This window comes from Pseudarthrobacter sp. H2 (genome assembly GCF_050157045.1).
Lineage (GTDB): Bacteria > Actinomycetota > Actinomycetes > Actinomycetales > Micrococcaceae > Arthrobacter.
On sequence record NZ_CP189594.1, the window covers coordinates 5,038,172 to 5,064,989 of the forward strand.

Sequence of the window (26,818 nt, forward strand, 5' to 3'; positions counted from 1 at the left end):
GAAGATTAAGGAGTTCTCATGAAGGGAGTGCCCGCTGCGGCCGGTTCAGAGCCGGACGCCGACGGCCTGCAGCGGGATCCGGATCATGAAGCGCGATCCCTGGCCGTAGGCGGATTCCACGGTGGCCGTACCGCCGTGCGCTTCGGCGATGGCAGTGACGATGGCCAGGCCGAGGCCGGACCCTTCCTGCCCGCGGCCTGGGTGGGCCCGGCCGAACCGCTCGAAGATCCGCTGCTGGTCCTCCGCGGCGATCCCCGTCCCGTCGTCCCGCACCCACAGCAGGAGCGTGTCGGAATCCGGCACCGGGGTGCCGTCCGGCGCCGTCGGGCCTTCGATCCTGCTGCCCAGGGCGATCGTGGAGGAGCGCCCGGTGTACTTGACGGCGTTGGCGGCCAGTTGGACGAGGGCCTGGGTGAGGCGCTGGGGGTCGGCCTCGATCTCGTAGTCGGCGGATTCATCGATCTGCCAGCGGCGGTCCGCGAGGACATGGATCTTCTCCATCACCTGGTGGAGGAATTCCGGGATGCGGATGGGCGCTTTCCTGATGAAGTCAGGGTGGCCGGCATTGGCGAGCATAAGCAGGTCATCCACGAGGCGCTGCATCCGGTCCACCTCTTCGAGCAGCACCTCCCTCGTGGCGATGACATCGGCGGGGTCGTCGACGGACACCAGCTCCAGGTGTCCGCGGAGAATGGTGAGTGGGGTCCGCAGTTCGTGGCCGGCGTCGTCCAGGAACTGTTGCTGCTGCTGGGCGCCCTCATCGAGTCTTTCCAGCATGGTGTTGAAGGTCTTCGCGAGGAGAGTCACGTCGTCCTCGCCGTCGCGCACTTCCACGCGCCGGGTGAGGTCCTCATGGCTGACCACAAGGGTGGCCTCGCGCAAACGCCGGAGTGGACTCAGCAGACGGCCGGCCACCAGGCCTCCGATCAGGGCTGCGGCGAGCAGCGTGCCGGCTGCCACCAGTGAGTACGTCTGGACCGAGGCGAGATTGTGAGCCCTTTGGTCGGCGGCGTCCCGGCCCAGCAACAGATACGTCCCGGTGTTTTCGGCCCCCGTACCCTTCACCGGCAGGACGACCGTCCTGAGCGGGCGCCCGCCGGCGTTGAACTCGCCGAAGGCGGCGCCCGAGACGTCCCGGAGCCGGGTGGCGGCGGGGTACAGGCCTGCGGTCAGGAGGGGTTCGTCGGAATTCCCCTCGATGATCCACTCAACGCGCCCGTCAACGATTCCGGCCATGACTTCGTTGCTGCGGGGTTCGATGTCCTCGGCGGCTTCGTGGAGTCTTTTGCTGTATGAATCGCCGCTGGACTTGATGTTGGTCTGTACCAGTTTGACCAGCGAATTGCCCTTGTCCAGGATTGCCTGGTCAACCCTGGCATCGGAGTCCTGGAACTGGACAACGAAGGCGATCAGTCCCGCAGCAACCAGCCCCGCAAGCATCATGCCCAGCATGGCGGCCACCACCCGGAAGCGCACCGAGTGGAACTTCGCGCCCCAGCCGGACGGGTCCAGGTCCGCGGCGGGGGGAAAAGGCCCGGCCGGAGCAGCCGCCGGCGCCACGGGCGCAGTGTGGCCGTTTCGTATCAGACGGTCATGAAGGGATGTCACAATTTCTCCGTTGCCTAGCCAAGGCGGTATCCCGCGCCGCGCGTTGTGACGATGTGGTTCGCGCCGATCTTTTGCCGCAGTTGCCGCACATAGACGTCGACCACGTTGGACGTCCCGTCAAAGTCGTACCCCCAGATGTGGCTGAGGAGTTGTTGCCGGCTCAGGACCTGCCCCGGGTGGAGCAGGAACATTTCGACCAGCGCGAACTCGCGGGCCGAGAGTTCCACGACCTTGTCCCCGACGCTCATCGTGCGGGTGTGAAGGTTCAGTTCCAGGGCGGCGTAGCGGATGATGTGGTCCGCGGGCGGGTCATTGTTGTCCCCGGGCCGGAGCCGGCGCCGGATGCGGGCCACGAGTTCCTCGAAGCGGAACGGCTTGGTCATGTAGTCGTCCGCGCCGCCCTCAAGGCCTGCTACCGTGTCCGCGGCCGAGCCCCGCGCCGTGAGGATGATGACCGGAATGTCCACCCCGTTTTTGCGCAGCACGGTCAGGACGGTAAAACCGTCCAGGCGGGGGAGTCCGACGTCGAGGAGCAGGAGATCGAACTCGCCGCTGGAGGCGTAATCCACGGCTGTGACGCCGTCCGCGACGACGGTGGGTACGTAGCCGGCCGACCGCAAACCCTTCTCGATGAACCGGGAGATGCGCTCTTCGTCTTCGGCGATGAGTATGCGGATCACTACAACCCCAAGGAAATGCCCGGATCGGGAACGGTTCAAGGGGGCCGCCCGTGGCGTTCCCGGCACTATTCCCGTGAATTCAGGCCTGCTCCAAACTGCGGCGTCTCCTGCATGTGCTGGGAGGAAGGTCGGAGGCCCCAGCAGCCTCGATCGGCCCGGAGTGCGGGCGTTGTGCGGACATTGCTAACATCCGTGCGCGAAGTTCCGGCATCCGCGATTGGCATTGGACCCGGTGTTCTCCTATGGTGCTCCTGCGGCGGGGCCCGCGCCACCCCTCGCGGCCAGGATTCCGGAATTTTCGGCCCTCAGCCCTCCACCGGCGGCCAAGACGCTGCTACCGGAACAGCGCCCCGGTGATCTCGCGGGTGAGCCGGTGGATGATGCCCAGGCGGTCCCCGCTGTCGGCATCGTCAGGCCCCCAGGTGTAGATCGCCACCGCGTAGGAACGGTCACCGGAGCTCAGGATGGCGGCGTCGTGGACATATCCCTCCACGACGCCGTACTTGTGGTGGACCGTGATGTCCGGGTCCAGGGCGGCGGGGATGAGGTCCTCGTCGTTGGTCTGCTGCATGTAGCCCAGCAGCTCTTCCGTGTGTCCGGCGTTGAGCAGCTTCCCTGCGGACAGCGCCGTCAGCAGCAGTGCCATGTCCGGCGGGGTCAGGAGGTTCTGTTCGGGGTCGTAGTCCAGCCCGATCGAGCCGGCGTACTCGATCAGCCGGGGGTAGCCGATGTCCTGCATGAGCAGCAGCCAGGAATCGTCGCTGCTGGTATTGACCATGGCCTTGACCTGGAACCCGGCGTCGAAAGAGCCCAGGGGAGCGTCCAGCGACTTTTCGCCGGTTTCCACCAGATGGTAGTACGCGGCGGCCGTGATGATCTTGGCGGTGCTGGCGGCCGCGTACGGCGACGCGTCACCGAAGGCTTGCAGCTTCCCGTTGCGGGTGTCCACGATCGCGACGCCGATCCGGTGGTCCCCGTTCTCGTCCAGGATGCCCTGCAGCCTGGCGCCGAGCTCGACGCCGGCGTCCGGCGCGGAGACCTCCCCGCGCAGCTCCGGCACGGCGGCAAGGGCAAGGAAGTCCGTCTTCGGCACCGGCCCGGTGCGGACTGCGGCGACGACGATGGTGGCCGCAATGATGAGCAGCGTGGCCAGCCACACCAAAGCCAGCATCCTCCGGTTGCTGCCGCCAGCCGGGTCCTGCCCGTGCGAACTGACAGGACCTGTTGAGTTCATGGGCCAGGACCTTCCAGTGCAAGCGGGGGCGGGATTCCCCAAGAACGTATGCCGCCGCCGGGAGCATGTCCACCGACCGCGCCGGACTTGCGGCAGGTGTGGGCAAACTCCCAGGAACGGGCGACGGCGGGCGCCCGCCGTCGTCCGTCCGCAGTGGAGGGAACGCCCGCTCCAGGGGACGAACCAGCCCGGTGATTAAGCAGGCACACGCCGCCGCCGGAGGTAAAGAGTCGTCCCGCTCTGGTTACGCTGTGGCTTCTCATTTCCCAGGCGGACACGACGTCGTCTCGGTATCTAGTGGACCGGGAGTTATCTGCGTGGAAGGCCGGGATCGCGCCTTGCAATCCGAGAGTCTCGCGCGACGGAGGGTACGAGACATTTGGTGGCAGTGGCTTCAAGGACATCTGGTGTTATGCCACGTTGTCTTTCAAATAGTCCGGGTTCTTGGAATCAAGTGACGGTGCTACCAGACTCCGGGACGCACCTGGCGCATCAGCCCCATGTTTATGAACTGAGCATCCCGCCTCTCTTGTAATCCAAGTCACATGCGCATACGATTGCCTAAACGCGCATACGAATGCGCATTCGATTGCTTCAAGAATTGCCCGGCCGTTGAGATCTTTGGAGGACATCATCGTGGATGTAACACGGACAAACCATGCCGCCCCAGCCGTGGGCGGGAAGAGCGAGCCTGAGGCCTACGGCCCGGTAGCGGCGGCCCAGCTCGCAGGTGTTTCGAAGATCTTTGGCTCGACGGTGGCCGTCTCGGAGGTGTCATTCGAGCTGTTCACCGGAGAGGTTCTGGCGCTCGTGGGTGAAAACGGTGCCGGAAAGAGCACCTGCGTGAAGATGCTTGGCGGCGTCTATCACCCCGACGGCGGAACCGTCCGCATCGCGGGGGAGGACGTCCATTTTTCGACTGCGCTGGAAGCGCACAAGCACGGCGTGGCAGTCGTCCATCAGCACCCTGGGCTCTTCGCTGATCTGTCCATCGCGGAAAACGTTTTTGCCGGGCAGCCGCTGCGCTCACGGACGGGTCTGCTGGATCACACGAGGATGAAGACCGAGGCTCAAAAGGTCCTGGCGCAGCTCGGGCTCGAACGGACCGTGACGATGCCCGTCGGCTCTCTGCGCGTCTCAGAGCAACAGCTCGTCGAGATCGCCAGAGCCCTGGTCTCAGAAGCGAAGGTCCTGATCCTGGATGAGCCGACCGCGGCCCTGACCACCGCCGAAGTGGACCGCCTGTTCGAGGTCATCGAACGGCTCAAGGAGCAAGGCGTCGCGATGATGTTCGTCGGCCACCGCCTTGAGGAAATCTTCAGAATTTCGGACCGCCTGACAGTGCTTCGCGATGGCGCCGTCGTCGACACCTGCCGGACATCGGAAGTCACCGAAGAAGAGATCGTGAAGCTCATGGTCGGCCGGGCGCTGGGCGACCTGTACGAACGGTCTGCAGCCGTACTCGGAGACACCGTCCTGGAACTCCAGGGACTCTCCTCCACAGGAAAGTTCAGAAATATCGACCTGAGCGTCCGCGCAGGCGAAGTCGTGGGAATGGCCGGGCTCATCGGCAGCGGCCGCACCGAAGTCGCGCGTGCCATTTTCGGGATGGAACGGCCGACGTCCGGCAAAATCCTGATCCACGGCCACGAGCGGACCATCAAATCCGCGGCCCACGCCATCTCCGAAGGGATCGCCTACGTCTCCGAGGACCGCCGCGGCCAAAGCATCGTCGAAGACTTCACGATCCTGGACAACGCCACATTGCCCGTCGTCGGCAAGGCCACAAAATGGGGACTGATCAGCACCAAAGCCGAACTCGCCATGGTGCAGGGTCCCCTGGAGCGGATGAAACTGAAGTTCGCCGGCTACGACCAGCCGATCGGCAACCTCTCGGGCGGCAACCAGCAGAAAGTTGTCCTGGCCAAATGGCTGGCGACGAAACCGACGCTGCTGATCCTGGATGAACCCACACAAGGCATCGACGTGCAGGCCAAAGCCGAAGTCCACCGCATCATCCGGGAACTCTCCGCGCAGGGGATCGCCATCCTGCTGATTTCCTCGGACATGCCCGAGCTTCTTGGGGCATGCGACCGGATCTACGTCATGAAACACGGCGACCTCGTCGCGGAATTCGACCGCGAACACGCCAACCAGTACGACATCGGCCTCGCAGCCACCGGCCTGCACGCATCCACACGAACCACCAAGCCAACCGCGGCTAAACCAGCAGCCGGCAAGGAACCGCCGGAGGCGCGACCAGCGCGGACTAAACGGCCCGCGGATACGGCGTGGGACCGCAACCTCTCCTGGCCCCGGCAGGCACTGGGACGCCGTGAACTGGGACTCCTGCTGGCGCTGGCGGCCGTCGTGGCACCGCTGAGCCTGCTCAACACCAACTTTTACTCCGGCGACAACCTGCACGACCTGGCCGACTACTCGGCAATGCTCGGCATCGTCGGGATCGGCCAGATGCTGGTGATCCTCACCCGGAACATCGACCTTTCCGTCGCCTCTACCCTCGGCCTTGCCGCGTACGGCTCCGCCGCGGCCATGCGGGCGGTGCCGGACGCTCCGATCCTTCTGGGCATCGGCGTCGCCCTCGCGGTCGGACTGTTCTGCGGCCTCATCAACGGGGCAGTCATCGCCTACGGCGGAGTCCCCTCCATCGTGGTGACACTTGGAACGCTGGCTCTGTACCGGGGCGTCTTGAGCATCGTTTCCTCAGGAGACCGCGTCAAGCCCGAACAGGTTTCACATGACTGGCTCACCATGACCAAAACGGCCATCCTCGGCATCTCCCCCGTCCAGCTCAGCGCCATCGCCGTATTTGCCCTGGCCGGCTTCATTCTCTGGTGGACTGCCAAGGGCCGCGAAACCTATTTCGCCGGATCCAACCCCGCCGGCGCGGAACTCATCGGCATCCCCGCCAAACGCCGCACCCTGGCCGCTTTCACCATCTCAGGACTCCTCGCCGGCGCCGTCGGCGCCATGTGGGCGTCCTATTACCCCTTCGTGGACGGACAGGTGGCCTTCGGCCTGGAGACAGCCATCATCGCCGGCGTCGTCGTCGGCGGAGTCGCCCTCCGAGGCGGGTCCGGCACCGTCGTCGGCGTCCTGATCGGCACGGTGGGACTTCTGGCCATCAGGAAGGTCCTGACCATCGCCGGCGTACCGGACCAATATCTGCAGGCAGTCTACGGAGCCGCGATCATTGCCGCGGTCTCCGTGGACGTCGTACTCCACAGCCGCCGGAACAAGGCGAAAGGACACTGACCATGTCGACATCAACCACCACCGGATGGCCCCACCGGCTCCAATCCCGGATCCTGTCCTGGGAAGGGCTTCTCGGAGCCTTCGCCATTATCCTGATCATCACCGCCAGCATCACGACCCCTGGCTTCGCCGATGGCTACAACCTGGGATCCTCCGTTGCCCGCATGGCTGCGAAAGCACTGATGGTGCTGCCCCTGGTGTTCCTCATCATCGCCCGCGAAATCGACATCTCCGTCGCCAGCACCGCCGGACTGGCCGGCATCGCGTTCGGCCTGACTGTCCAGTCCGGCGGATCAACGCTAGCCGCCGTCGCCGTGGCACTGGCAGTAGGACTTGCCTGCGGCGCACTCAACGGCTTCTTCGTGGCGGTGCTCGGTCTGCCCTCCCTCGTGGTCACGCTGGGCACCCTGGCCCTGTTCCGTGGGCTGTGCTACGTGCTCGTCGGAGGCACGCCGATCAGCAACATGCCGCCGGAAATCATCTCGCTGGGCAATGACTCAATACTCGGGACCTACATCCCCGCAGCCATTGTTCCGTTCCTGCTCATGGCGCCCGTCTTCTACATCGTCCTGCACAAGACACCCTTCGGCCGCCGCGTCTTCGCCATCGGCGGCAACCCCGACACGGCCTCCTACTCCGGCGTCAGGAAATCGCGGATCATCTTCCGGCTGTTCGCCACCTCCGGGCTCGTCGCTGCCCTCGCCGGCATCATCCACGTCGGCATCACCTCCTCGGCAGCGCCGGACGGCGCCATCGGATACGAACTCGACGTGGTCACCGTCGTATTCCTCGGTGGCGTCAGCTTCCTCGGCGGTAAGGGAAAAATGACCGGCATCTTCTGGGCACTGGTCGTCGTCATCGCCATCCGCAGCATGCTCCAACTGCAGAACTTCGGCGCCTACGGCCAGGCCGCCGTCGTCGGGCTTGTCCTCATCGTTTCCCTGCTGATGGCCAACATCGTCAACCGAACCTCATCCATGCTGGCCAGCCGCCGGACCCGGGCCCAAAAGCTCGGCAACCCGGCCCCCGAACCAGCCACAACCGTTCTGCCCGCCAAATAACCAGCCACAACCCCCACCAAATAACAGGAGATTTACATGCGTACACCTGCACGGGCTGCCCTGTCGGGCCTTGCCGTTCTTAGCCTCGCAAGCCTTGCATTGACTGCCTGCACCCCCCCCCGGAGGCACAGCCGCCTCCGGAGGAGGAACATGCACCCCCAAGGACAACATCACCGTCGGCTACATCCCCAAACTGGGCGACGACCCCTACATGACTACCGTCAGGGACGGTGCCCAGAAGGCAGCCACCGAACTGGGCGGCAACAACAAGGTCGTGTACACCTCGCCCAGCGAAGCAACCGGGGCCGCACAGATCCCGTTTGTCCAGCAGCTGATCTCCCAGAAGGTTGACGTCATCGCCATCTCCGGCAGCGACCTCAACGGTGCGGCCGCCGAGCTTAAGAAGGCCCAGGCCCAGGGCATCAAGGTCATTACCTTCGACTCCGACGTCGCCCCCGACGCGCGGTCGCTTTTCATCAACCAGGCCAAGACCGACGAACTCGGAACCGGGATGCTGGACAGCATGAGCAACCTCCTGGACGGCAAGGGGGAGTTCGCCATCCTCTCCTCGACCCAGACAGCGGTCAATCAGAACGCCTGGATCGCCGACATCAAGAAGCGGCTCGCCAGCGAGGCGAAGTTCAGTGGCATGAAATTGGTCGACGTTGTCTATGGCGAAGAGAAGGCCGACGTCAGCGCCAACCGGGCCAAAGAGCTGGTCACTACCCACCCCAATCTCAAGGGCATCATTGTCCCGGCCGGAATTTCGCTGCCCGCGGCTGCAACAGCCTTGGATGAAATCGGCGCCTTGGGCAAGGTCAAACTGACCGGACTGGCACCGGCGTCCCTGATCAAGAAGCAGATCCAGACCGGTAATGTCCAGGACATCTGGTGGAACGTCACCGATCTGGGCTACCTGTCCTTCTACGCCGCCAAGGCCGCCGCGAGCTGCACCGTGACCGGAAAAGCCAGCGAAAAGTTCGATGCCGGCAAGCTGGGTTCCTACACGGTGGGCGATGAGAAGACCGTCATCCTCGGACCGGCCAAGATCGTCACCACCGCGAACGTGAACGAATTCGCGTTCTGAAATCCCCTGCGGCTGGCCGGGCATCCCGGCCGGCCGCAGGCACCAACTACAAGGAGTTAAGTCATGGAGCTGAGCAAGCAGCGGCCGTTTCCAGAGATCCTGGAGACTGACGTGGACCAGCTGGCCCAACGGATCCTGGGCAACCTGGCACCCGGGTCGCGGATGATCCTTGGCCTGTGCGGGGCGCCGGGGGCTGGCAAGTCCACCTTCGCCGACCAGCTCGCGGACCGGCTGGGCAGCGACCGTGCGGTAGTAGTGCCCATGGACGGCTTCCACCTCGGTCACGAGGTCATCAAGGATTCCCCGAAGCTTGACCGTAAAGGCGCGATCGACACTTTCGATGTCGGCGGCTACCGGTCCCTGCTTCAGCGGATCAGGTCCCGCGACGAAGATGTTGTCTACGCGCCGCTGTACCGCCGAGGACTCGAAGAGCCCATCGCGGCGTCCATCGCCGTGCCCCGGGAACTTCCCGTGATCATCACGGAAGGAAACTACCTGCTGGCTCCCGATCCCCGGTGGCAGGCGGTCCGTGCCGAACTGGACCAGGTCTGGTACCTGGAAACCCCTGACGAGATCCGGGTAGCCAGACTCGTTGACCGGCACGTCCACTTCGGCAAGGCACTGGCCAGAGCAGTGGAATGGGTACACCGGTCCGATGAACCAAACGCGGAATTCATCCGGACCACCCGGCACACGGCCGACCTCGTCATCAGGCTTTCATGACGGCCCCACCGCCCGTCGTGCAACGGGAAAAGCAGGCAGATGGAACAATGAATGCAGCGGAAGGAGATCACATGGTAACCATGAGCGACGTGGCACAGGTCGCCGGCGTTTCACAGACCACGGTCTCCCATGTGGTGAACAAGACCCGCCGCATCGCCCCGGAAACTGAGAGGGCCGTTGCCGCAGCGATCGAGGCAACCGGTTATCTCAATGACGGGATCGCGAAGTCCCTGCGCACCGGCAAAACACACTCGATCGGCCTTGCCATCTCGGCAATGTCGAACCCGTACTTCGGTGAAGTGGTCCACTCCATCGAAAAACATGTCACCGATCTGGGCTACAGCCTCCTCCTGGCCGATACCCACGATGATCCCGACCGGGAGCTCCGCGCCGTCCGCGACCTCCTCGCCCACCGTCCCGACGGAATCATCCTTGCCCCCTCGGCGGACCCGCAGGAAGCCTTGCGACAGATCTCACGCCGGAAAATCCCCACCATCCTCATTGACAGGGTCCCCGAGCATCTGGACCCGTCGCAGCCCGTAGACGCGATCGGCGTTGAAAACACCGAGCCCACCGCGGAACTGGTCCGGCACCTGGCCGAAAGGGGCCACCGCCGCATCGCCATGGTCTCCGGCCGGCCAGGGCTTCGCACCACGGTCGAAAGAGTCAACGGCTACCTCCTCGGCCTGCGACAGGCCGGACTCGGCGTCGACGAGACCCTCATCCGGGACGGACACTCCGAAGCCGAACCCGCACGGCAGGCCATCAAGGCGCTGATGGCACTGGAATCACCACCTACCGCGCTCATCACGGGTAACAACCAAATGACCATCGGAGCCATGGCAGCCCTCCGGGACCTCGGCCTGCAGGTACCGGATGACATAGCCCTCGTGGCCTTCGACGACTTCCCCTGGGCAGACCTGTTCCACCCCCGCCTGACCGTCATGGCCCAGCCCATCGAAGAACTCGGAACCCTTGCCGCCGAAATGCTGTTCCAACGGCTCCGGGAACCCGATCTCAAACCCCGCGAAGTACGCCTCTCTCCCCGGCTCATCGTCCGGGACTCCGGCGGAACCGGCATCTGACCGCCGTCCCGCGGCCAACACACCTCCCCGCTAACACCTAGACCTGCACGGACGCCGCGGCCATGCCGTCGTGCCCGCTTCACCTCCAGCACCGCCCACGCCGCGCCTCCGCGATGCCCCCTGCCCAAAACCTCAAGGAAAGAGTTCTCTCATGGCCCTCAACCTCGCTGAATCCCTCTGCTCCATCTCGACGAAAGCAACCGCAGCCGACTGGCGTGAAGCCATCCGCCTTTCCGGCGACGGCCTCGTTGCGGGAGGGGCGACGACTGATGAGTACACGGACCAAATGATTGCCGCCGTCGTGGAGCACGGTCCCTACATCGTCATCGCACCTGGAATCGCTCTCGCCCACGCACGCCCCTCCGACGCCGTCCTCCACGGCGGACTCAGCTGGGTCAGTCTCAAAACGCCAGTGGAGTTCGGGCACCCGAAAAATGATCCCGTAACCCTGGTCATCGGGCTGGCGGCCGTTGACCACACCACCCACATCGACGTCCTGAAGGCAGTGGCCGGTGTGCTCTCCGACAAAGCCGTCCGGGCGCGTCTGGAGGCAGCCACCACGGACGACGAAGTGCGCACGATCCTCGGTGAAGCCGCCTCGGCTTCCTGATCTTGAACCAACACCCACAGACATCCGGATCCACCTTAATGAAAGGCACCACCATGAAAATCGTTGCAGTGTGCGGCATGGGCATTGGCACCTCAATTCTGCTCAAGATGAACGCGGAAAAAGTCCTCGCAAAGCTCGGAATCGACGCGGACGTCGAAGCCGCCGACATCGGCGTCGCGAAGGGCGCGGCACAGACCGCCCAAATCGTCCTCACCTCCGATGAACTCGCCGGCGAACTCGGACAGGTCCCCGCGAAGGTCATCATCATCGACAACTTCTTCGATCTCGACGAAATCGAAGCGAAGCTCACCGAAACCGTCCAGTAACCGTCCACCCCATACCTAAAACGGAAAAGGAGCACCCGCTATGGAGTGGCTCGTAGTCATCCTCAATTTCATCGGGCAACAGATCCTGAACGTGCCCGCCTACCTCATTGGCATCATTACCGCCATCGGCCTGATGGCGCTGCGGCGAAACGCAGGCCAGGTCATCGGCGGTGCCCTCAAGGCAGCCGTAGGCTTCCTGATCCTCGGCGCCGGGGCCACCGTTGTGGTCGGTTCCCTGGACCCGCTCGGTAAGCTCATCCTCGCAGTGACAGGCGCCCAGGGCGTCATCCCGACCAACGAGGTCATTACAGCAATGGCCCAAAAGCAGTTCGGCGCACAAAGCGCCTACGTGCTGACCCTTGGCTTCCTCATCATGCTCGTCCTGGCACGGTTCACCCCGCTGAAGTACGTGTTCCTGACCGGGCACCACATGGTGTTCATGGCAACCATGATCACCGTCGTACTCTCCGTTGGTTTCGGGGAGAACCTCGGCTGGCTTGTAGTCCTGATCGGCGCAGTCCTGCTCGGCGTCATCATGGTGGTCATGCCCGCGTTCCTCCACCCCTGGACGAAGAAAATCACCGGAAACGACGCCATCGCCATAGGTCACTTCGGTTCGCTCGGATACATCGCCGCCGGCGCCGCAGGCCAAGCCGTCGGGCGCCGCAGCAAATCGGCCGAGGAAATCCAGTTCCCGCAGGGACTCAAATTCCTCCGTGACTCCATGGTCGCCACGTCCCTTTCAATGGTTCTTATCTACATGGTCTTCACCATTTGGGGCCTCATCGCACTGCCGCTGGACAAAGCGCTGGGAATTTTCAAGGCCGGTGATGCCGGGGCATTTGTCATGGCAGGCTTCGCCCAGGCACTCCAGTTCGGAGTCGGGGTGGCTATCATTCTCTATGGTGTCCGCACCGTCCTTGGCGAACTCGTCCCCGCCTTCCAGGGAATCGCAGAAAAAGTCGTCCCGGGCGCCAAACCCGCCCTCGACATCCCCATTGTGTTCCCCTTCGGTGCGAACGCCGTGCTGATCGGGTTCCTGAGCTCATTCGCAGGCGGACTCCTCGCACTCGGCCTCCTGGCGCTCTGGCTGAACCCGGTCTTCGGCCTGGCGCTCATCCTTCCCGGCATGGTTCCGCACTTCTTCACCGGCGGCGGCGCCGGAGTCTACGGAAATGCAACCGGCGGCCGGCGCGGCGCTGCTCTTGGCGGCTTCGTCAACGGTGTGATCATCACGATCCTTCCCGCCATTCTCCTCCTGGTACTGGGCCAGTTCGGCCTGTCCAACAGCACCTTCGGTGACTCCGACTTCGGCTGGTTCGGCACGCTCATCGGTCTGAGCCTCCGGGGCGGCACCGCCGTCGGCGCCGTACTGACCATCCTGATCGCCGTCGCGCTGGTCACATCCGCCATCATCTTCCAACTCAAGGTCGTCAACACCGGATGGATTCCCGGCGCCAAGCGGGACGCCTGGATCGCCGAGGAAAAGGCAGCCGAAGCCGCGGAAAAGGCAGCCGCAAAAGAGACTGCCCAGAAGGAGAAGGCCCAAAGCCCGGCGTCATAACCCGCCGGAATCGCCTAGCGCCGCCCTCGCCCCGAAACGAGTGAAGGCATGCGCCTTCTGACGCCACCACCCCATCCACACAAAGGACCATAACGATGACAGAACGCACTACCACCATTGCAAGCCGGGTGGGTCTGCATGCCCGCCCCGCCGCTATCTTCGCCGAAGCAGCCGGCAAACTTCCCCTCGAAGTGACCATCTCAGTCGAAGGCGCCCCGGACAGCGAAGCAGTTGACGCCTCAAGCATGCTCTCGCTCATGGGCTTGGGCGCAACCCACGGCACCACGGTCGTGCTCCGCGCCGAAGGAACCGGCGCCGATAACGCACTGGATGCACTGGTGCAGATCCTCCAGGCAGACCACGACGCACGCAGCTAAGGGCACCCAGGAATGCTGCCGCTGAGACCGATAGCCGGCCGGGACCGGCGGCAGCACCCACACCCGGTCTGCCGGGAGCACCTGCTCCCGGCAGACCCACCAAAAACACATGACCATGACAAGCGGCGCCCCCACGAGACCTGATCGGACGCTGCTGCCAATCCGAAACACCAGATATCCACAGGAGCTTTGACATGACGACCAACCCCACCCAGCAGCTCTCCGACGCCGGCGTCTCGATCTGGCTCGATGACCTCTCCCGCGGCCGCCTCACCACCGGCACGCTGCGCAAGCTGATCGAAGAGAAGAACGTTGTCGGTGTCACCACCAACCCCAGCATCTTCCACGCCGCCATCACCGCAGGCACGGACTACGACGCCGTCATCGCCGCCCAGGCCGCGGCTGGCGCCACCGTTGAAGAGACCGTCTTCGAAATCACCACCACCGACGTGGCCGACGCCTGCGATCTGTTCGCTCCCGTCGCCGCCGCCACCAAGGGTGTTGATGGCCGCGTGTCCATCGAAGTGGATCCCCGCCTCGCCTGGGACACCGCTGGCACCATCGCCGAAGCCAGGCACCTCTACAAGAAGGTCAACAAGGACAACGTCCTGATCAAGATCCCGGCAACCCTCGAAGGCCTCGAAGCCATCACGGCCACCCTGGCTGAGGGCATCAGCGTCAACGTCACCCTGATCTTCTCGCTGGAACGCTACCGCGGCGTCATCAACGCCTTCCAGTCGGGCCTGGAGCAGGCCAGGGACAACGGCCACGACCTCTCCAGGATCCACTCCGTGGCGTCCTTCTTCGTCTCCCGCGTGGACCTGGAAACCGACATGCGCCTGGACGCCATCGGCACCCTCCAGGCCAAGTCGCTTAAAGGAATGGCAGGCATTGCCAACGCCCGCCTGGCCTACCAGGTCTACGAGGAGCTTTTCTCCACCCACCGCTGGGCGCCTTTGGCGGAAGCCGGCGCCCTGCCGCAGCGTCCGTTGTGGGCTTCCACCGGGGTGAAGGATCTGGCTTACCCGGACACCATGTACGTCACCGAACTCGTGGCACCGGGCGTTGTGAACACCATGCCGGAGAAGACCCTGAACGCCGCGTTCGACCACGGTGTCATTGCCGGAGACACGGTTTCCGCACACTTCAACGATGCGGTCGCGGTCCTCAGCGAACTGGAGAGCGTGGGCGTTTCCTACATCGACGTCGTGGCACAGCTGGAATCCGAAGGCCTGGAGAAGTTCGTAGCCAGCTGGAAGGAACTGCTCGCCGACGTTGAGGAAGCTCTCGCCACTGCCCGGAACGCCTCCACTTAAGCACCAACTTGGCTCAACTCCGCCGCCCTGAGCGCCGGCCACCCCCATGTCTGATAGCCGCAGCACGGCAACGGCATCGGACTCGATGTTCGCGCGCGTCCATACCTTGGGTTCGACCTGTTCAGTTGGTCAGAACTCATCGAACGGCCCTTGACCACCAGGACAAGAAGACCAGTCGCATCGGCCGATCGGAATTCCTGCAGATAGCAGCCGCCACAGGACGCCAGGACCTGGCGGCGGCCGCCTCCACTCCACACCCAGCATGAAGAAAGATCCAAGCATGAAAATAGGTATCCTGACCAGCGGTGGCGACTGCCCCGGACTAAATGCGGTCATCCGCGGGGCCGTGCTCAAAGGCATCAAGGCCTACGGCCACACCTTCGTCGGATTCCGCGACGGATGGCGCGGAGTAGTGGACGGGGAGGTGCTGGAACTTCCCAGAGAAAAAGTACGAGGAATCTCCAAACAGGGAGGCACCATCCTGGGAACCTCGCGGACGAATCCGTTCGACGGACCCAACGGCGGCGCCCACAACATAAAATTGACCCTCGAATCATTGGGCATCGACGCCCTCATTGCCATCGGCGGGGAAGGAACCCTGGCCGCGGCCCAGCGCCTGTCGCAAGAGGGCCTCAACATTGTCGGTGTTCCGAAGACTGTGGACAACGACCTGGCAGCTACCGACTACACGTTCGGTTTCGACACCGCCGTCCAGATTGCCACAGAAGCCATCGACAGGCTGCGAACCACCGGTGAATCACACCACCGATGCATGGTCGCAGAAGTCATGGGACGCCATGCCGGCTGGATCGCCCTCCACGCGGGCATGGCAGCAGGGGCCCACGCCATTCTCATCCCTGAACAACCAGTATCGGCAGCCCAGATCGCGACGTGGGTCCAGGACGCCCAGCGGCGCGGACGTGCGCCCCTGGTAGTCGTGGCGGAGGGATTCATCGAACAAGGCCAGGAGGCTGCGCACTCCGATCGAGGACTAGATACCTTCGGACGGCCGCGCTTGGGCGGAATTGGCGAAAAGCTCGCCCCCGAAATCGAGGCACGGACTGGAATCGAGACCCGCGCTACCGTGCTCGGCCACATTCAACGTGGGGGAGTGCCCTCTGCATTCGACCGCGTCCTGGCCACACGGCTGGGCATGGCCGCAGTCGACTCTGTGGCGCACAACCGCTGGGGGACCATGGTCTCCCTCAAGGGAACGTCAATCGAATCGATTGATTTCGATACCGCCCTGGGGAGCCTGAAAACCGTACCTCAGGAACGATGGGACGAAGCAAGTCTCCTTTTCGGCTAAGTGCCAGGCAAGACGGCAGTCAATTTCCATTCAGACCAAAAGGAAGAGCGATGAAACGTGCTAAGAGTCTTCTGGACGGACACGACTGGGACGCACAGGAGTTCAGTCAAAAGGACCACCAATGGCAGAACCGCCATCGTAAAATGCTTGTCTGCCTCTCCTGCAACGCTCCCGCCGTTCACCGGGCAGGTTCGAAGCGGAAGCCGTTCTTCGCGGCACAGCACCACGACGACTGTCGACTCAGACCCGCCAAATGGAGTGCCTTCAGATTTCTCCAGTAACAGGCATCCTGTTCGTCTTGAAGGCCAGTTGGCCCGACGTTGAGGGCGCGCCCGTAATAGAAAGACCGTGAACATGCCCACACTCAATGGAGCAATCGTCCTCGTCACCGGCGCCAATTGCGGCATCGGCAACCAACTCGCTGCGCCTGGAGCTGGCCCCCGAAGGCGTCCACGTCGTCGGCGCGCACGTCGGCTATGTCGACACGGCGATGACGACGAACGCGTATACGACACCCTGATGTCGCCGTGGTCATGACACAAGCATGACCACGGCGCCCCGGGCCCATCGAAGCGGCATCGCCGCCTGCGACACCGAAGAGGACCACGAAATGCCCCTCGCGGATCTACGCAATGACCAAATTCGGCAATTAGGGTGGCTTGCGAATAATGCGGGCGCTGATTGCTGCAGCAGGCACCATTGGAGGTCCGAACCAGCCCACCTACAGGGTTTGCTCGGTACGCCCGACGGCCTCCGCGGCCCGCCGGTGGCCCATGACCCAGTGCCGGAGGACGGCGTCCGGCGTCGCCCGTGCTCCGGACTCGGCCTGCAGGGCAAGGCCTGTCCGGGTGCCGGCTACGGCAGCGGATGCCTGGCGATCTGCAGGTAGTGCTCCAGGACATGGTCGGCGATCGCCAGGGCGGAGGTCGCGGCCGGGGAGGGCGCATTGCGCAGCAGGGTGACGGCGCCGAGCCGGTCCACGGCGAAATCGTCGAGCAGGGACCCGTCCGCGTCCCAGGCCTGGGCCCGGACCCCCGCGCCGGCCTTCGCCGCCAGGTCGCTGGGTTTCAGGGCGGGCAGGAACTGCCGGGCCTGCCGGAAGTACAGCGGTTTGAGCAGCGACGCCGAAATTTCCCGGGCCCCCATCCGCCAGTGTTTCCGCGCCAGGGCCGGCGCCCCGGGCCAGCTCAGCGACGCCAGCGTGTCCTTCAGCGACACCCGGCCCCACGAGTAGCCTTCCCGCGCCAGGGCCGGCACCGCGTTGGGGCCCACGTGGACGTCGTCGTAGACGCCGCGGGTGAAGTGCACGCCCAGGAAGGGGAAGCGCGGATCCGGGACCGGGTAGATCATGCCGTTCACCAGGTGGCTCCGCTCGGCGGCCATCACCCAGTATTCGCCGCGGAACGGCAGGATCGCGGGGGACGGGCTGGCCCCCACCAGTTTCGCCACCAGATCGGACTGCAGCCCCGCGCACACCACCAGGCGGTCGAAGGTGTGCGTGCCGGCCGGAGTGGACACCTGCACGAGTCCGGCCGCGTTCTTCACGGCCACGACCTCCTGGCCCAGCAGCACGGACCCGCCGCCTTGCCGCACGTCCTGCGCGAGGGCTTCGGTGATCGCCGCGTAGTCCACGACGGCGGTTTCCGGCGAGTGGACCGCGGCCACGCCCGCGGCGTGCGGCTCGATCTCCCGCAGCTGCGCGGCGTCGAGCCGCTTCACGCCGGGGACCTGGTTTTCCCTGGCGCGGCGTTCGATCTCGTCCAGCCGGGGGAGCTCCTCGTCGGTGACGGCGACCACCAGCTTCCCGAGTTCACGGTAGGGCAGGCCTTTGTCCTGGCAGTAGTCGCGGGTGAGGGCCCGGCCCCGGGCGCAGAGGACGGCCTTGAGCGAGCCGGGCTGGTAGTAGAGGCCGGCGTGGACCACCCCCGAGTTGTGGCCGGTCTGGTGCGCCGCCACCCGGTGTTCCTTCTCCAGGACGGTGACCTCGAAGTCCCCGGCCCGGGTCAAGGCCCGGGCGATCGCCATGCCCACGATGCCCCCGCCGATGATGCCGATCCGATGTGCCATGCGCCGCCGCCTCCCGTGTCAACCAATTGCTATGGACCCTACCGCGACCAGGTGGAGAATCTCCGGGTCTTCCCCCGGAATCCGGACGTACACTGGCCTTCGAATCACCGTGCGTGAAGATCCCGAAGCGCATGCAGGCATGGTTGGAGACCGGATGCTCTGGAGACTGCTCGTTGAATACCTGCGGCCGCAGCGGCGGCTGCTGTCCGCCGTCGTCGTGTTCCAGCTGGCGCAGTCCATCGCGTCGCTGTACCTGCCCACCCTGAACGCGGACATCATCGATGAGGGCGTCGCGAAGGGGGATACCGGGTACATCCTGCGCACCGGCACCCTGATGCTGGTCATCACGCTGCTGCAGATCGCCTGCGCCGTCACCGCAGTGTATTTCGGCGCGAAGGCGGCGATGGGCCTGGGCCGGGACCTGCGCGGGGCGGTCTTCACGCGGGTGGCGGAGTTCTCCGAGCAGGAGGTCACGCGCTTCGGCGCGCCGAGCCTGATCACCCGCTCCACCAACGACGTCCAGCAGGTCCAGCAGCTCGTGCTGATGTCCGCCACGCTGATGGTCGCGGCGCCCATGCTCAGCATCGGCGGGGTCATCATGGCCATCCGCCAGGACGTGCAGCTGTCGTGGCTCATCGCCGTCAGCGTGCCGGTGCTGCTGGCCGGGATCGGGGTGATCATCACCCGGATGGTCCCGTTGTTCCGGCTGATGCAGACCCGGATCGACGCCGTCAACCGGGTGCTCCGTGAACAGCTCACCGGCATCCGGGTGGTGCGCGCCTTCGTCCGCGAGGACATCGAGACCGCCCGGTTCGGGAAGGCCAACGAGGACGTCACGGACACGGCCCTGCGCGCCGGGCGGCTGATGGCGCTCGCGTTCCCCGTGGTGATGCTGGTCCTGAACGTCTCCAGCGTGGCCGTGATCTGGTTCGGCGCGTTCCGGATCGAGGACGGCTCCATGCAGGTGGGCACCATGATCGCCTTCCTCAGCTACCTGATGCAGATCCTGATGTCGGTCATGATGGCCACGTTCATGGCCATCATGATCCCGCGCGCGGCGGTCTCGGCGGACCGGATCGGCGAGGTGCTGGGGACCGAATCCAGCGTCCGGCCGCCGGCGCACCCGCTCGGCTTTGCCGGCGGCACCGGACGGGGCGAGCTTCAGATGAGCGACGTCGGCTTCGCCTACCCGGGTGCCGAGCGGCCGGTCCTGGCCGGCATCGGCTTCACCGCCCGTGCCGGGCAGACGACGGCGATCATCGGCAGCACGGGCTCGGGCAAGACCACCCTGGTGAACCTCATGCCCCGGCTCTTCGACGCGACGTCCGGCTCGGTGCGGATCGGCGGGGTGGACGTGAAGGAGCTGCACCCGGACCTGCTCTGGGGGCACATCGGCCTGGTCCCGCAGAAGCCCTACCTGTTCTCGGGCACGGTCCGCAGCAACCTGCTCTACGGCAAACCCGACGCCACCGAGGAGGAGCTCTGGCGGGCGCTGGCCATCGCGCAGGCGCAGGACTTCGTGGCCGAGATGGAGGGCGGCCTGGACGCGCCGATCTCGCAGGGCGGCACCAACGTCTCCGGCGGGCAGCGGCAGCGGATCGCGATCGCCCGGGCGCTGGTGAAACGGCCCGAGCTGTACATCTTTGACGACTCGTTCTCCTCGCTGGACACCGCCACGGACGCCCGGCTCCGGCAGGCCCTCAGGCAGCACACCGCCGGCGCCACCCTGGTGATCATCGCCCAGCGCGTGTCCAGCATCGCCGACGCCGACCAGATCCTCGTGCTCGACGCCGGCCGGATCGTCGCGCACGGCACGCACAGCGAGCTGCTCGGCACCTCGGAAACGTACCGCGAGATCGTGAACTCGCAGCTGGCCGCGGAGGAGACGGTATGAGCCGCACCGACAAGGCCCCCACCCCGTCCGCACCTGCCGCCGGCGTGCCCGCCGCTTCCAGGCCCGGCGGGGAACCCGCCGTCGTCCGCATGCCGCCGCGCCCGCCGGGCGGACCGGGCCGCGGGGGACCGTTCGCGGGGATGAACATCCCGGCGGAGAAGCCGATGAACTTCTGGCCCTCGGCGAAACGGCTGCTGGGGACCCTGCGCCCGGAGCGGCTCTGGCTGGTGCTGGTCCTGGTGCTCGCCGTCGGCAGCGTGACGTTCTCGGTGATCGGGCCGCGGCTGCTCGGCGAGGGGACCAACCTGATCTTCTCCGGCGTCGTGTCCAGGCAGCTCCCGCCCGGGGTCAGTAAGGCCCAGCTGATCGCGCAGCTGCGCGCCGCCGGGGATAACCAGAAGGCGGACATGCTCAGCGCCATGGCGCTGACCCCCGGCACCGGGATCGACTTCACCGCGCTGTCCGCCGTGCTGCTGTGGGCGCTGGCGCTGTATGTGCTGGCCTCCGCGTTCGGCTGGGTGCAGGCGTACGTGCTCAACGGCGTCGTGCAGCGCACCATGTACCGGCTGCGCGAACGGATCGAGGCGAAAATCAACCGGCTGCCGCTGCGCTACTTCGATTCCGTGCAGCGCGGCGAGCTGCTCAGCCGGGTGACCAACGACGTCGACAACATCTCCCAGAGCCTGCAGCAGTCCATCAGCCAGGCTGTCACGTCCCTGCTGACGGTGGCGGGGGTGCTCGTGATGATGGTCATCCTCTCGCCGACGCTGGCCATCATTGCGCTGGTGACCATTCCGCTGACGCTGGCGACGACGGCGGTCATCGCCAAGCGCTCGCAGAAGCTGTTCGTGGCGCAGTGGAAGCACACCGGCGAGCTGAACGGGCAGATCGAGGAGACCTACACCGGGCACGCGCTGGTGAAGGTGTTCGGGCGGCAGCGGGAGGTGGAGGAGCGGTTCCTGCGGAAGAACACGGAGCTGTACCAGGCCAGCTTCGGCGCGCAGTTCATTTCCGGCCTGATCATGCCGGCCATGACCTTCATCGGAAACCTCGTCTACGTGGGGATTGCCGTGATGGGCGGGCTGCAGGTGGCCTCGGGTGCGATGCAGCTCGGCGACGTGCAGGCCTTCATCCAGTACTCCCGGCAGTTCACCCAGCCGCTGGCCCAGCTCGGGTCCATGGCCAACCTGCTGCAGTCCGGGGTGGCCTCGGCGGAGCGGGTGTTCGAGCTGCTGGACACGGAGGAGCAGGGTGCGGATCCTTCACCTTCGGTGGTGCCGGAGGCGTTGCGCGGGCGGCTGGTGTTCGAGAACGTCTCGTTCTCCTATTCGCCGGACAAGCCGCTGATCGCGGATCTGAGCCTGGTGGCGGAGCCGGGGCAGACGGTGGCGATCGTGGGGCACACCGGGGCGGGGAAGACCACCCTGGTGAACCTGATGATGCGGTTCTACGAACTGGATGCGGGGCGGATCACGCTCGACGGCGTGGACGTCACCGCGATGACGCGCAACGAGCTGCGCTCGCGGATGGGCATGGTGTTGCAGGACACCTGGCTGTTCGGCGGGTCGATCCGGGACAACATCGCCTACGGCCGGCCTTCCGCGTCCGAGGCGGAGATCCTGGAGGCGGCGCGGGCAACCTATGTGGACCGGTTCGTGCGGTCCCTGCCGGAAGGCTATGACACCGTGCTCGACGACGAGGGTTCCAATGTGTCGGCCGGCGAGAAGCAGCTGCTCACCATTGCGAGGGCGTTCCTGGCCCGGCCGTCGGTGCTGATCCTGGACGAGGCCACGAGCTCGGTGGACACCCGCACCGAGGTGCTGGTGCAGAAGGCGATGAGCGCTTTGCGGTCCGACCGGACGAGCTTCGTGATCGCGCACCGGCTCTCCACGATCCGCGACGCCGACCTCATCCTGGTGATGGAGGCCGGACGGATCGTGGAGCAGGGCACGCATGGCCAATTGCTGGCTGCGGGCGGGGCCTACGCGGCGCTGTATGCGGCGCAGTTCGCGGCGCCGGTGGCGGAGGTTTAGCGGGGCTGTTCCTTGGCCGCTTGGTGGGGGCCGGCTTACGGGACATTCGATGTCAGCATCCGGTCCACGGCAGTAAGCAGCAGTTGCCGGCCGTGCGGGCGGCCCGGACTGTCTCTGCGTCCGTTACGTGGTATTCCGTGGGATCAGTTCTATCCCGGTCACCCGTGGGCATTGAGTCGGGCGGAAGGGTTGACACCGCTTTTTTGGCGGACAGGTGGACGGCGTCCATCCCGGACCGTTTCATGGTTGGAATGTCGTGGATCCTCAGCCCGCCGCCGGCCATGACCTGAAGGCGGCCGGCAGAGAACCTGGCCATGCGTGCCAGTGTTTTCAGGCCTGCACCCGCCGAAGCGGCCTGACCGGAGCTCAGAACACGGGTGAAACCGAGGCCTATCAATACGTTCAGGGCTGCTTCTGCGTTCGGGGTCTGATCGATGGCCCGGTGGAATGTGAGCTGCGCCGAGGGGTTGGCGTTCCGGGCGTACTCAACGAGGCGGCGGGTGGCGGGAACATCAACTTCGCCTCCGGGCCCCAGGGCTCCAAATACGACCCCGTGGGCACCTTGCCTCAGCAGGTGCTGAGCCTCGCGTCCCATGGTGTCCAGCTCCGCGGCGGAGTAGATGAAGTCGCCCGGGCGGCACCTGATTAGCGGGTGGATCTCCAACCGGCCGGCTACTTGCTCCGCTGCTGCGTCCATCAGGCCCTGCGACGGCGTGATGCCGCCGAGTTCAAGGCTGCTGCATATTTCGATCCGGTCGGCACCCTCAGTGGCGGCGATTCCGGCACCCTCAGCGCTGGCCACTGCTATTTCAAGTTTCACGGGTAACTCCTGGCGTTGAGGACGGCCGTTCAGTGGTGGCCAAATCGTTTGGGGCGGGGTCTTGGCGGGGCGGGTGAGTGGTAGCTGGATTGAATACCGATCGGGCTTCCCGGCCCTGGCAGGGAAGAGTCCGCGGCAGGCTCCTGAAAGACATTGCCTGGGCCCGCACAGGTCGTGCATGGAACCCGTGCTCGGAACATGCCCTCGAGGTTGGGAAATGACCCGCCCTCGCCTGGTGCCCTCCGGCCTAAGGCTGTCCGGAGGGCACCAGGCCCTTGGCCGGTGTTAGAGCCAGGGTCTTGTGGGGCTGTGGTCCAGTTGGTCGTTGAATTCCTGGGCCTCGCGGTAATACTCCTGCATGGTCAGTTGGGAGGCGGCTGCCGGGTCCAGGATGATGACGGCCCTGCGGTGCAGTTGGAGAACTGAGGCCGGGCAGTGGGCGCTGACCGGCCCTTCGACCATTGCTCGGACCGCGCCGGCCTTGTTTTCTCCCATGGCAACGAGTACGGCGAGTTTGGCATCGCGGATAGTCCCTAGGCCCTGGGTCAGGCACAGTCGGGGAACGTCGCCTTCGGGGAAGTACCGGGCGTTGTCCGCCCGGGTGGCTCCGGCAAGGGTCTTCACCCGGGTGCGCGATGCCAGCGATGATGTAGGTTCGTTGAAGCCGATGTGGCCGTTGGCTCCGATTCCGAGGATCTGGATGTCCACCCCTCCTGCGGCCACGATGGCAGCGTCGTAGCGTTCAGCCTCGGCGATCAGGTCCGGGGCGTCTCCCTGCGGGGTGATGAGCTGGTCCAGGGGCAGCTCCACGTGGTCGGTGAGTTCCCTCCGGATGGTGGAGTAGTAGGACTGTTCGTGCGCCGGCGGCAGCCCGGCATACTCGTCCAGTGTGAAGGCCGTGACCTGGCCGAAGCTGAGCTGTTCTTCGCGGTGCCGCCGGATGAGTTCCTGGTAGGTGGATTTCGGTGAACCACCGGTGGCCAGTCCTAGTACGGCCGGTCCCTGCCGCACCCGCGCCTCGATGATGTCCGCGGCCCGGACCCCTACATGCTCAGCGGACTCACACAGAACTATCTGCACGGTCATTCCTTTCCTGCGTTAGTGATGTGCCGGCACGGTATACCTGCAACAGTTCAAGTTGTTCAGTGGTGATGAGCAGGTCGGCCCGGTAACCTCCGGCGATGGCGCCAACCTGGTTGAGACCAACAAGCCTGGCCGGAGTCGAGGACGCCGCCATGACGGCATCAGCGAGGGGGATGCCCCAGCCGACGCAGCGGCGCACGTTTTCCAGCAGGCGGCTTGTGGCCCCTGCGATCGCCCCGGGCTGCGCACCTTCCGCTCCCGGGGCCAGCCGGGCAACACGGTCCTGGACGATAACTTCCAGGCTGCCGAGGTTGTAGGGGCCGTCCGGCATCCCGGCCGCCGCCATGGCATCAGTGACCAGTGCGATCGATCGCGGACCCACCAGGTCGAAGACCATGCGGATGATCTCCGGGTCCAGATGTATGCCGTCGGCAACCAGCTCCACCACCATCTTTTCCGGGGACTGCCGGGCCGCCTGCAGCAGGACCGCGATGGGCCCGGGCGACCGGTGGCCCAGCGGGGGCATCCGGTTGAACAGGTGCGTCGCCGACCACGGACCCGCGTTGCTCGGACCGTTGTCCGGCGTGCCCGCCAGGGCGTCCCGCGTCCGCGCAGCAGTGGCGTCGGTGTGGCCGAGGGACGGGACCACACGGTACTCGCGGCAAAGCTTCACCAGTTCGGCAAAGTGCGGGGTTTCCGGGGCGAGGGTGATCGAGCGCACCGTGCCTCGTCCCGCCTCGAGCCACCGGTCCAGGAGCGCCGGGTCGCCGTCGATGATGGCTGCCGGGTCCTGGGCTCCGCACATGCTCTTGGCGATGAACGGACCCTCCAGGTGCAGGCCGGCCAGGGTTCCGTCGTCCACCAAATCCCGCAGCACCGCGATCTGTTCCAGCAGTACGTGCGAGGGCGCCGAGACCAGCGAGGCGAGCACCGACGTCGTTCCCTGGACGGCGTGGTGACCCGCTGCCAGGCGCGCTCCCTCCGCATCAGCGGAGAACGTGTGCCCCAGGGCGCCGTGGCAGTGCACGTCCACGAGTCCGGGCAGGATGAGTGGCACCTGCTGGATTTCGACGTCGACACCGGGCGGAAGGTCGGCCGTGGGGCCGCACCACAGGATGCGGCCCCCGGCCACGACCACGGTGCCGTCGTCGATCATTTCTTCGCCGGGGCGGCCGGTGACGAGGCGGCCCCGCAGCCCCAGCCCGCCGTCGGCGTTCAGGGGACGTGCCCGGTCAGCTCGCATCGGCTTTGGCCATTGAATCGTTCTCGTCTGTTTCATCTTCGCGTCCCATGGTGCGCAGGTTCCAGCGCCGGATGACGAAGCGGAACACCACGTAGTAGATGGCGGCGTAGCCGAGCCCGATGGGGATCAGCCACAGCGGATTTTGGGCGATGCCGAAGTTGAGGGTGTAGTCAATGGCTCCGGCGGAGAAGCCGAACCCGTGGTGGATGCCCAGGAAATTGACCAGCATCATGGATGTTCCGGTCAGGACGGCGTGGACCAGATACAGCGGCCAGGCGACGAACATGAACGAGAATTCCAGCGGTTCGGTGATGCCGGTGAGGAAGGCGGTGAGGCCGGTGGAGAGCATGACGCCGCCCACAAGTTTCTTCTGGGAAGGCTTGGCTTCGTGCCAGATCGCCAGGGCAGCCGCGGGCAGGGCGAACATCATGATGGGGAAGAACCCGGTCATGAAGACGCCGGCGGAGGGGTCTCCGGCGAAGAACCGGTTCAGGTCGCCGTGGGCGCCGTTGTAGTCGCCGATGATGAACCAGACGATGGAGTTCAGGATGTGGTGCAGCCCCAACGGGATGAGCAGCCGGTTGAGGGTGCCGTAGATTCCGCTGCCGACCACCGTGTTGTCCGCGACGGCATTGCCCACCGCTGTCAGTCCCGTGTTGAAGAACGGGTAAATGAGGGCCATCGCCACACCGATCACGATGGCGGCGAAGGAGGTCAGGATGGGTACCAGCCGGCGGCCCGCGAAGAACCCCAGCCAGTCCGGCAGCGTGGTCCGGTGGAACTTCTGCCACAGCCACGCCGTCGTCAGGCCCATAACAATGCCGGCAAGCACCCCGTAGTTGATGACGGGATCCTTACCGCCTTCCGGGGCGGCGCCCAGCACCAGGGGTGCCATGACTTTGAAGACGTTGGTCAGGACCAGGTATCCGACGACGGCGGCCAGTGCCGTGGAGCCGTCACCTTTTTTGGCGAAGCCAAAGGAAATGCCGACGGCGAAGAGCAGCGGAAGGTTTTCAAACAGGGCGCCGCCGGCTGCTCCGATGACCTGAGCCACGGTGGTCAGGCCTTCGAACCGGCCCAGCAGGTCGTCCTGGCCGAGCCGCAGGAGGAGCGCAGCCGCAGGAAGGGCGGCGATCGGGAGCATGAGGCTGCGCCCGAAGCGCTGCATGTTCTGCAGCGCTTTGCCGCTGCCCTTGGCCTTTTCGGGGGCCGGCGCGGCCAACGGGCCGGCCCCGGCGGAAGCGGACGGGTTTTCCGTGGACATGTTTTTCCTCGTTTCGAAAGGGGGAGCTTGTGCGGGGATGCGGGATTCAGTATTGTTTTGCTAACTGGTTATAACCAGTGACAATCATCACTGTGAAGGGCGCCGGGCTCAGTTGTCAACCTCAGGCTGTAAAAAGCCTTCTGAGCCCGCAGTCATTC

Annotated in this window: 21 protein-coding genes and 1 pseudogene; 14 read left to right on the plus strand and 8 right to left on the minus strand. The window is 65.3% G+C overall.

The annotated features are described in order from the left end of the window. Positions 1 to 45: 45 nt before the first annotated feature. From ACQCSZ_RS23335 to ACQCSZ_RS23345, 3 genes are all read right to left on the minus strand, one after another. Complete coding sequence (locus tag ACQCSZ_RS23335; RefSeq protein ID WP_427005959.1) at positions 46 to 1,560, minus strand: sensor histidine kinase; 1,515 nt, start codon at positions 1,558 to 1,560, stop codon at positions 46 to 48. A 62-nt stretch (positions 1,561 to 1,622) separates the two neighbouring features. Further along, complete coding sequence (locus ACQCSZ_RS23340; protein WP_427005960.1) at positions 1,623 to 2,288, minus strand: response regulator transcription factor; 666 nt, start codon at positions 2,286 to 2,288, stop codon at positions 1,623 to 1,625. A 334-nt stretch (positions 2,289 to 2,622) separates the two neighbouring features. Next, positions 2,623 to 3,522, minus strand: coding sequence for a serine hydrolase (locus tag ACQCSZ_RS23345; protein WP_427005961.1), 900 nt, complete (start codon positions 3,520 to 3,522; stop codon positions 2,623 to 2,625). A gap of 636 nt (positions 3,523 to 4,158) precedes the next feature. Here ACQCSZ_RS23345 and ACQCSZ_RS23350 point away from each other — a divergent pair. The 12 genes and pseudogenes from ACQCSZ_RS23350 to ACQCSZ_RS23405 form a co-directional block, all read left to right on the plus strand. Beyond that, positions 4,159 to 6,798, plus strand: coding sequence for an ATP-binding cassette domain-containing protein (locus tag ACQCSZ_RS23350; protein WP_427005962.1), 2,640 nt, complete (start codon positions 4,159 to 4,161; stop codon positions 6,796 to 6,798). Between the two features lie 2 nt (positions 6,799 to 6,800). Next, positions 6,801 to 7,859, plus strand: coding sequence for an ABC transporter permease (locus tag ACQCSZ_RS23355; RefSeq protein ID WP_427005963.1), 1,059 nt, complete (start codon positions 6,801 to 6,803; stop codon positions 7,857 to 7,859). 184 nt (positions 7,860 to 8,043) lie between these two features. Next, positions 8,044 to 8,946 carry a rhamnose ABC transporter substrate-binding protein gene (locus tag ACQCSZ_RS23360; protein WP_427008436.1) on the plus strand — a complete coding sequence of 301 codons (903 nt, stop codon included), beginning with the start codon at positions 8,044 to 8,046 and terminating at the stop codon, positions 8,944 to 8,946. A gap of 63 nt (positions 8,947 to 9,009) precedes the next feature. Further along, a complete protein-coding gene (locus ACQCSZ_RS23365; protein ID WP_427005964.1) occupies positions 9,010 to 9,669 on the plus strand; it encodes a nucleoside/nucleotide kinase family protein in 660 nt (219 codons plus the stop codon). A 71-nt stretch (positions 9,670 to 9,740) separates the two neighbouring features. Further along, positions 9,741 to 10,754, plus strand: a complete 1,014-nt coding sequence (locus ACQCSZ_RS23370) for a LacI family DNA-binding transcriptional regulator (protein ID WP_427005965.1) — start codon at positions 9,741 to 9,743, stop codon at positions 10,752 to 10,754. A gap of 151 nt (positions 10,755 to 10,905) precedes the next feature. Further along, positions 10,906 to 11,364, plus strand: a complete 459-nt coding sequence (locus ACQCSZ_RS23375; RefSeq protein WP_427005966.1) for a PTS sugar transporter subunit IIA — start codon at positions 10,906 to 10,908, stop codon at positions 11,362 to 11,364. Positions 11,365 to 11,417: 53 nt separating this feature from the next. Further along, positions 11,418 to 11,690 carry a PTS sugar transporter subunit IIB gene (locus ACQCSZ_RS23380; RefSeq protein ID WP_427005967.1) on the plus strand — a complete coding sequence of 91 codons (273 nt, stop codon included), beginning with the start codon at positions 11,418 to 11,420 and terminating at the stop codon, positions 11,688 to 11,690. Between the two features lie 40 nt (positions 11,691 to 11,730). Continuing rightward, the gene (locus tag ACQCSZ_RS23385; RefSeq protein WP_427005968.1) at positions 11,731 to 13,254 is read left to right on the plus strand and encodes a PTS ascorbate transporter subunit IIC; all 1,524 of its coding nucleotides are present in this window, start codon (positions 11,731 to 11,733) and stop codon (positions 13,252 to 13,254) included. Positions 13,255 to 13,349: 95 nt separating this feature from the next. Next, complete coding sequence (locus tag ACQCSZ_RS23390; RefSeq protein WP_427005969.1) at positions 13,350 to 13,631, plus strand: HPr family phosphocarrier protein; 282 nt, start codon at positions 13,350 to 13,352, stop codon at positions 13,629 to 13,631. Between the two features lie 194 nt (positions 13,632 to 13,825). Next, entirely contained in the window at positions 13,826 to 14,947 is a 1,122-nt protein-coding gene (tal, locus tag ACQCSZ_RS23395) for a transaldolase (RefSeq protein ID WP_427005970.1), read from the plus strand. A 280-nt stretch (positions 14,948 to 15,227) separates the two neighbouring features. After that, complete coding sequence (locus ACQCSZ_RS23400; RefSeq protein WP_427005971.1) at positions 15,228 to 16,256, plus strand: 6-phosphofructokinase; 1,029 nt, start codon at positions 15,228 to 15,230, stop codon at positions 16,254 to 16,256. Between the two features lie 406 nt (positions 16,257 to 16,662). After that, positions 16,663 to 16,761 (plus strand): annotated as a pseudogene (locus ACQCSZ_RS23405) (short-chain dehydrogenase); the annotation flags it as partial. Between the two features lie 350 nt (positions 16,762 to 17,111). On the opposite strand, the gene lhgO reads toward ACQCSZ_RS23405, so the two are convergent. After that, complete coding sequence (gene lhgO / locus ACQCSZ_RS23410) at positions 17,112 to 18,323, minus strand: L-2-hydroxyglutarate oxidase (RefSeq protein WP_427005972.1); 1,212 nt, start codon at positions 18,321 to 18,323, stop codon at positions 17,112 to 17,114. A 154-nt stretch (positions 18,324 to 18,477) separates the two neighbouring features. Between lhgO and ACQCSZ_RS23415 the strand changes: the two genes are divergently transcribed. Both ACQCSZ_RS23415 and ACQCSZ_RS23420 read left to right on the plus strand, forming a co-directional pair. Further along, on the plus strand, positions 18,478 to 20,217 hold the full coding sequence (locus tag ACQCSZ_RS23415; protein WP_427005973.1) for an ABC transporter ATP-binding protein: 1,740 nt from the start codon (positions 18,478 to 18,480) through the stop codon (positions 20,215 to 20,217). Then, entirely contained in the window at positions 20,214 to 22,250 is a 2,037-nt protein-coding gene (locus ACQCSZ_RS23420) for an ABC transporter ATP-binding protein (RefSeq protein ID WP_427005974.1), read from the plus strand. Before ACQCSZ_RS23415 ends, ACQCSZ_RS23420 begins: the two co-directional genes overlap by 4 nt. Before the next feature lie 52 nt (positions 22,251 to 22,302). On the opposite strand, the gene ACQCSZ_RS23425 is transcribed toward ACQCSZ_RS23420, so the two are convergent. From ACQCSZ_RS23425 to ACQCSZ_RS23440, 4 genes are all read right to left on the minus strand, one after another. Next, entirely contained in the window at positions 22,303 to 23,070 is a 768-nt protein-coding gene (locus tag ACQCSZ_RS23425) for a copper homeostasis protein CutC (protein ID WP_427005975.1), read from the minus strand. 285 nt (positions 23,071 to 23,355) lie between these two features. Next, positions 23,356 to 24,150, minus strand: a complete 795-nt coding sequence (nagB, locus tag ACQCSZ_RS23430; protein ID WP_427005976.1) for a glucosamine-6-phosphate deaminase — start codon at positions 24,148 to 24,150, stop codon at positions 23,356 to 23,358. Continuing rightward, a complete protein-coding gene (locus ACQCSZ_RS23435; protein WP_427005977.1) occupies positions 24,131 to 25,396 on the minus strand; it encodes an N-acetylglucosamine-6-phosphate deacetylase in 1,266 nt (421 codons plus the stop codon). Before ACQCSZ_RS23435 ends, nagB begins: the two co-directional genes overlap by 20 nt. Beyond that, entirely contained in the window at positions 25,386 to 26,660 is a 1,275-nt protein-coding gene (locus ACQCSZ_RS23440; RefSeq protein ID WP_427005978.1) for a PTS transporter subunit EIIC, read from the minus strand. Before ACQCSZ_RS23440 ends, ACQCSZ_RS23435 begins: the two co-directional genes overlap by 11 nt. Between the last annotated feature and the right edge of the window lie 158 nt (positions 26,661 to 26,818).

Bases quoted from the DNA above. Each gene is read 5' to 3' on its own strand.
- ACQCSZ_RS23345 (WP_427005961.1), bottom strand. From the start codon at position 3,522: ATGAACTCAACAGGTCCTGTCAGTTCGCACGGGCAGGACCCGGCTGGC.
- ACQCSZ_RS23355 (WP_427005963.1), top strand. From the start codon at position 6,801: ATGTCGACATCAACCACCACCGGATGGCCCCACCGGCTCCAATCCCGG.
- ACQCSZ_RS23365 (WP_427005964.1), top strand. From the start codon at position 9,010: ATGGAGCTGAGCAAGCAGCGGCCGTTTCCAGAGATCCTGGAGACTGAC.
- ACQCSZ_RS23370 (WP_427005965.1), top strand. From the start codon at position 9,741: ATGGTAACCATGAGCGACGTGGCACAGGTCGCCGGCGTTTCACAGACC.
- ACQCSZ_RS23375 (WP_427005966.1), top strand. From the start codon at position 10,906: ATGGCCCTCAACCTCGCTGAATCCCTCTGCTCCATCTCGACGAAAGCA.
- ACQCSZ_RS23380 (WP_427005967.1), top strand. From the start codon at position 11,418: ATGAAAATCGTTGCAGTGTGCGGCATGGGCATTGGCACCTCAATTCTG.
- ACQCSZ_RS23385 (WP_427005968.1), top strand. From the start codon at position 11,731: ATGGAGTGGCTCGTAGTCATCCTCAATTTCATCGGGCAACAGATCCTG.
- ACQCSZ_RS23390 (WP_427005969.1), top strand. From the start codon at position 13,350: ATGACAGAACGCACTACCACCATTGCAAGCCGGGTGGGTCTGCATGCC.
- tal (WP_427005970.1), top strand. From the start codon at position 13,826: ATGACGACCAACCCCACCCAGCAGCTCTCCGACGCCGGCGTCTCGATC.
- ACQCSZ_RS23400 (WP_427005971.1), top strand. From the start codon at position 15,228: ATGAAAATAGGTATCCTGACCAGCGGTGGCGACTGCCCCGGACTAAAT.
- lhgO (WP_427005972.1), bottom strand. From the start codon at position 18,323: ATGGCACATCGGATCGGCATCATCGGCGGGGGCATCGTGGGCATGGCG.
- ACQCSZ_RS23415 (WP_427005973.1), top strand. From the start codon at position 18,478: ATGCTCTGGAGACTGCTCGTTGAATACCTGCGGCCGCAGCGGCGGCTG.
- ACQCSZ_RS23420 (WP_427005974.1), top strand. From the start codon at position 20,214: ATGAGCCGCACCGACAAGGCCCCCACCCCGTCCGCACCTGCCGCCGGC.
- ACQCSZ_RS23435 (WP_427005977.1), bottom strand. From the start codon at position 25,396: ATGCGAGCTGACCGGGCACGTCCCCTGAACGCCGACGGCGGGCTGGGG.
- ACQCSZ_RS23440 (WP_427005978.1), bottom strand. From the start codon at position 26,660: ATGTCCACGGAAAACCCGTCCGCTTCCGCCGGGGCCGGCCCGTTGGCC.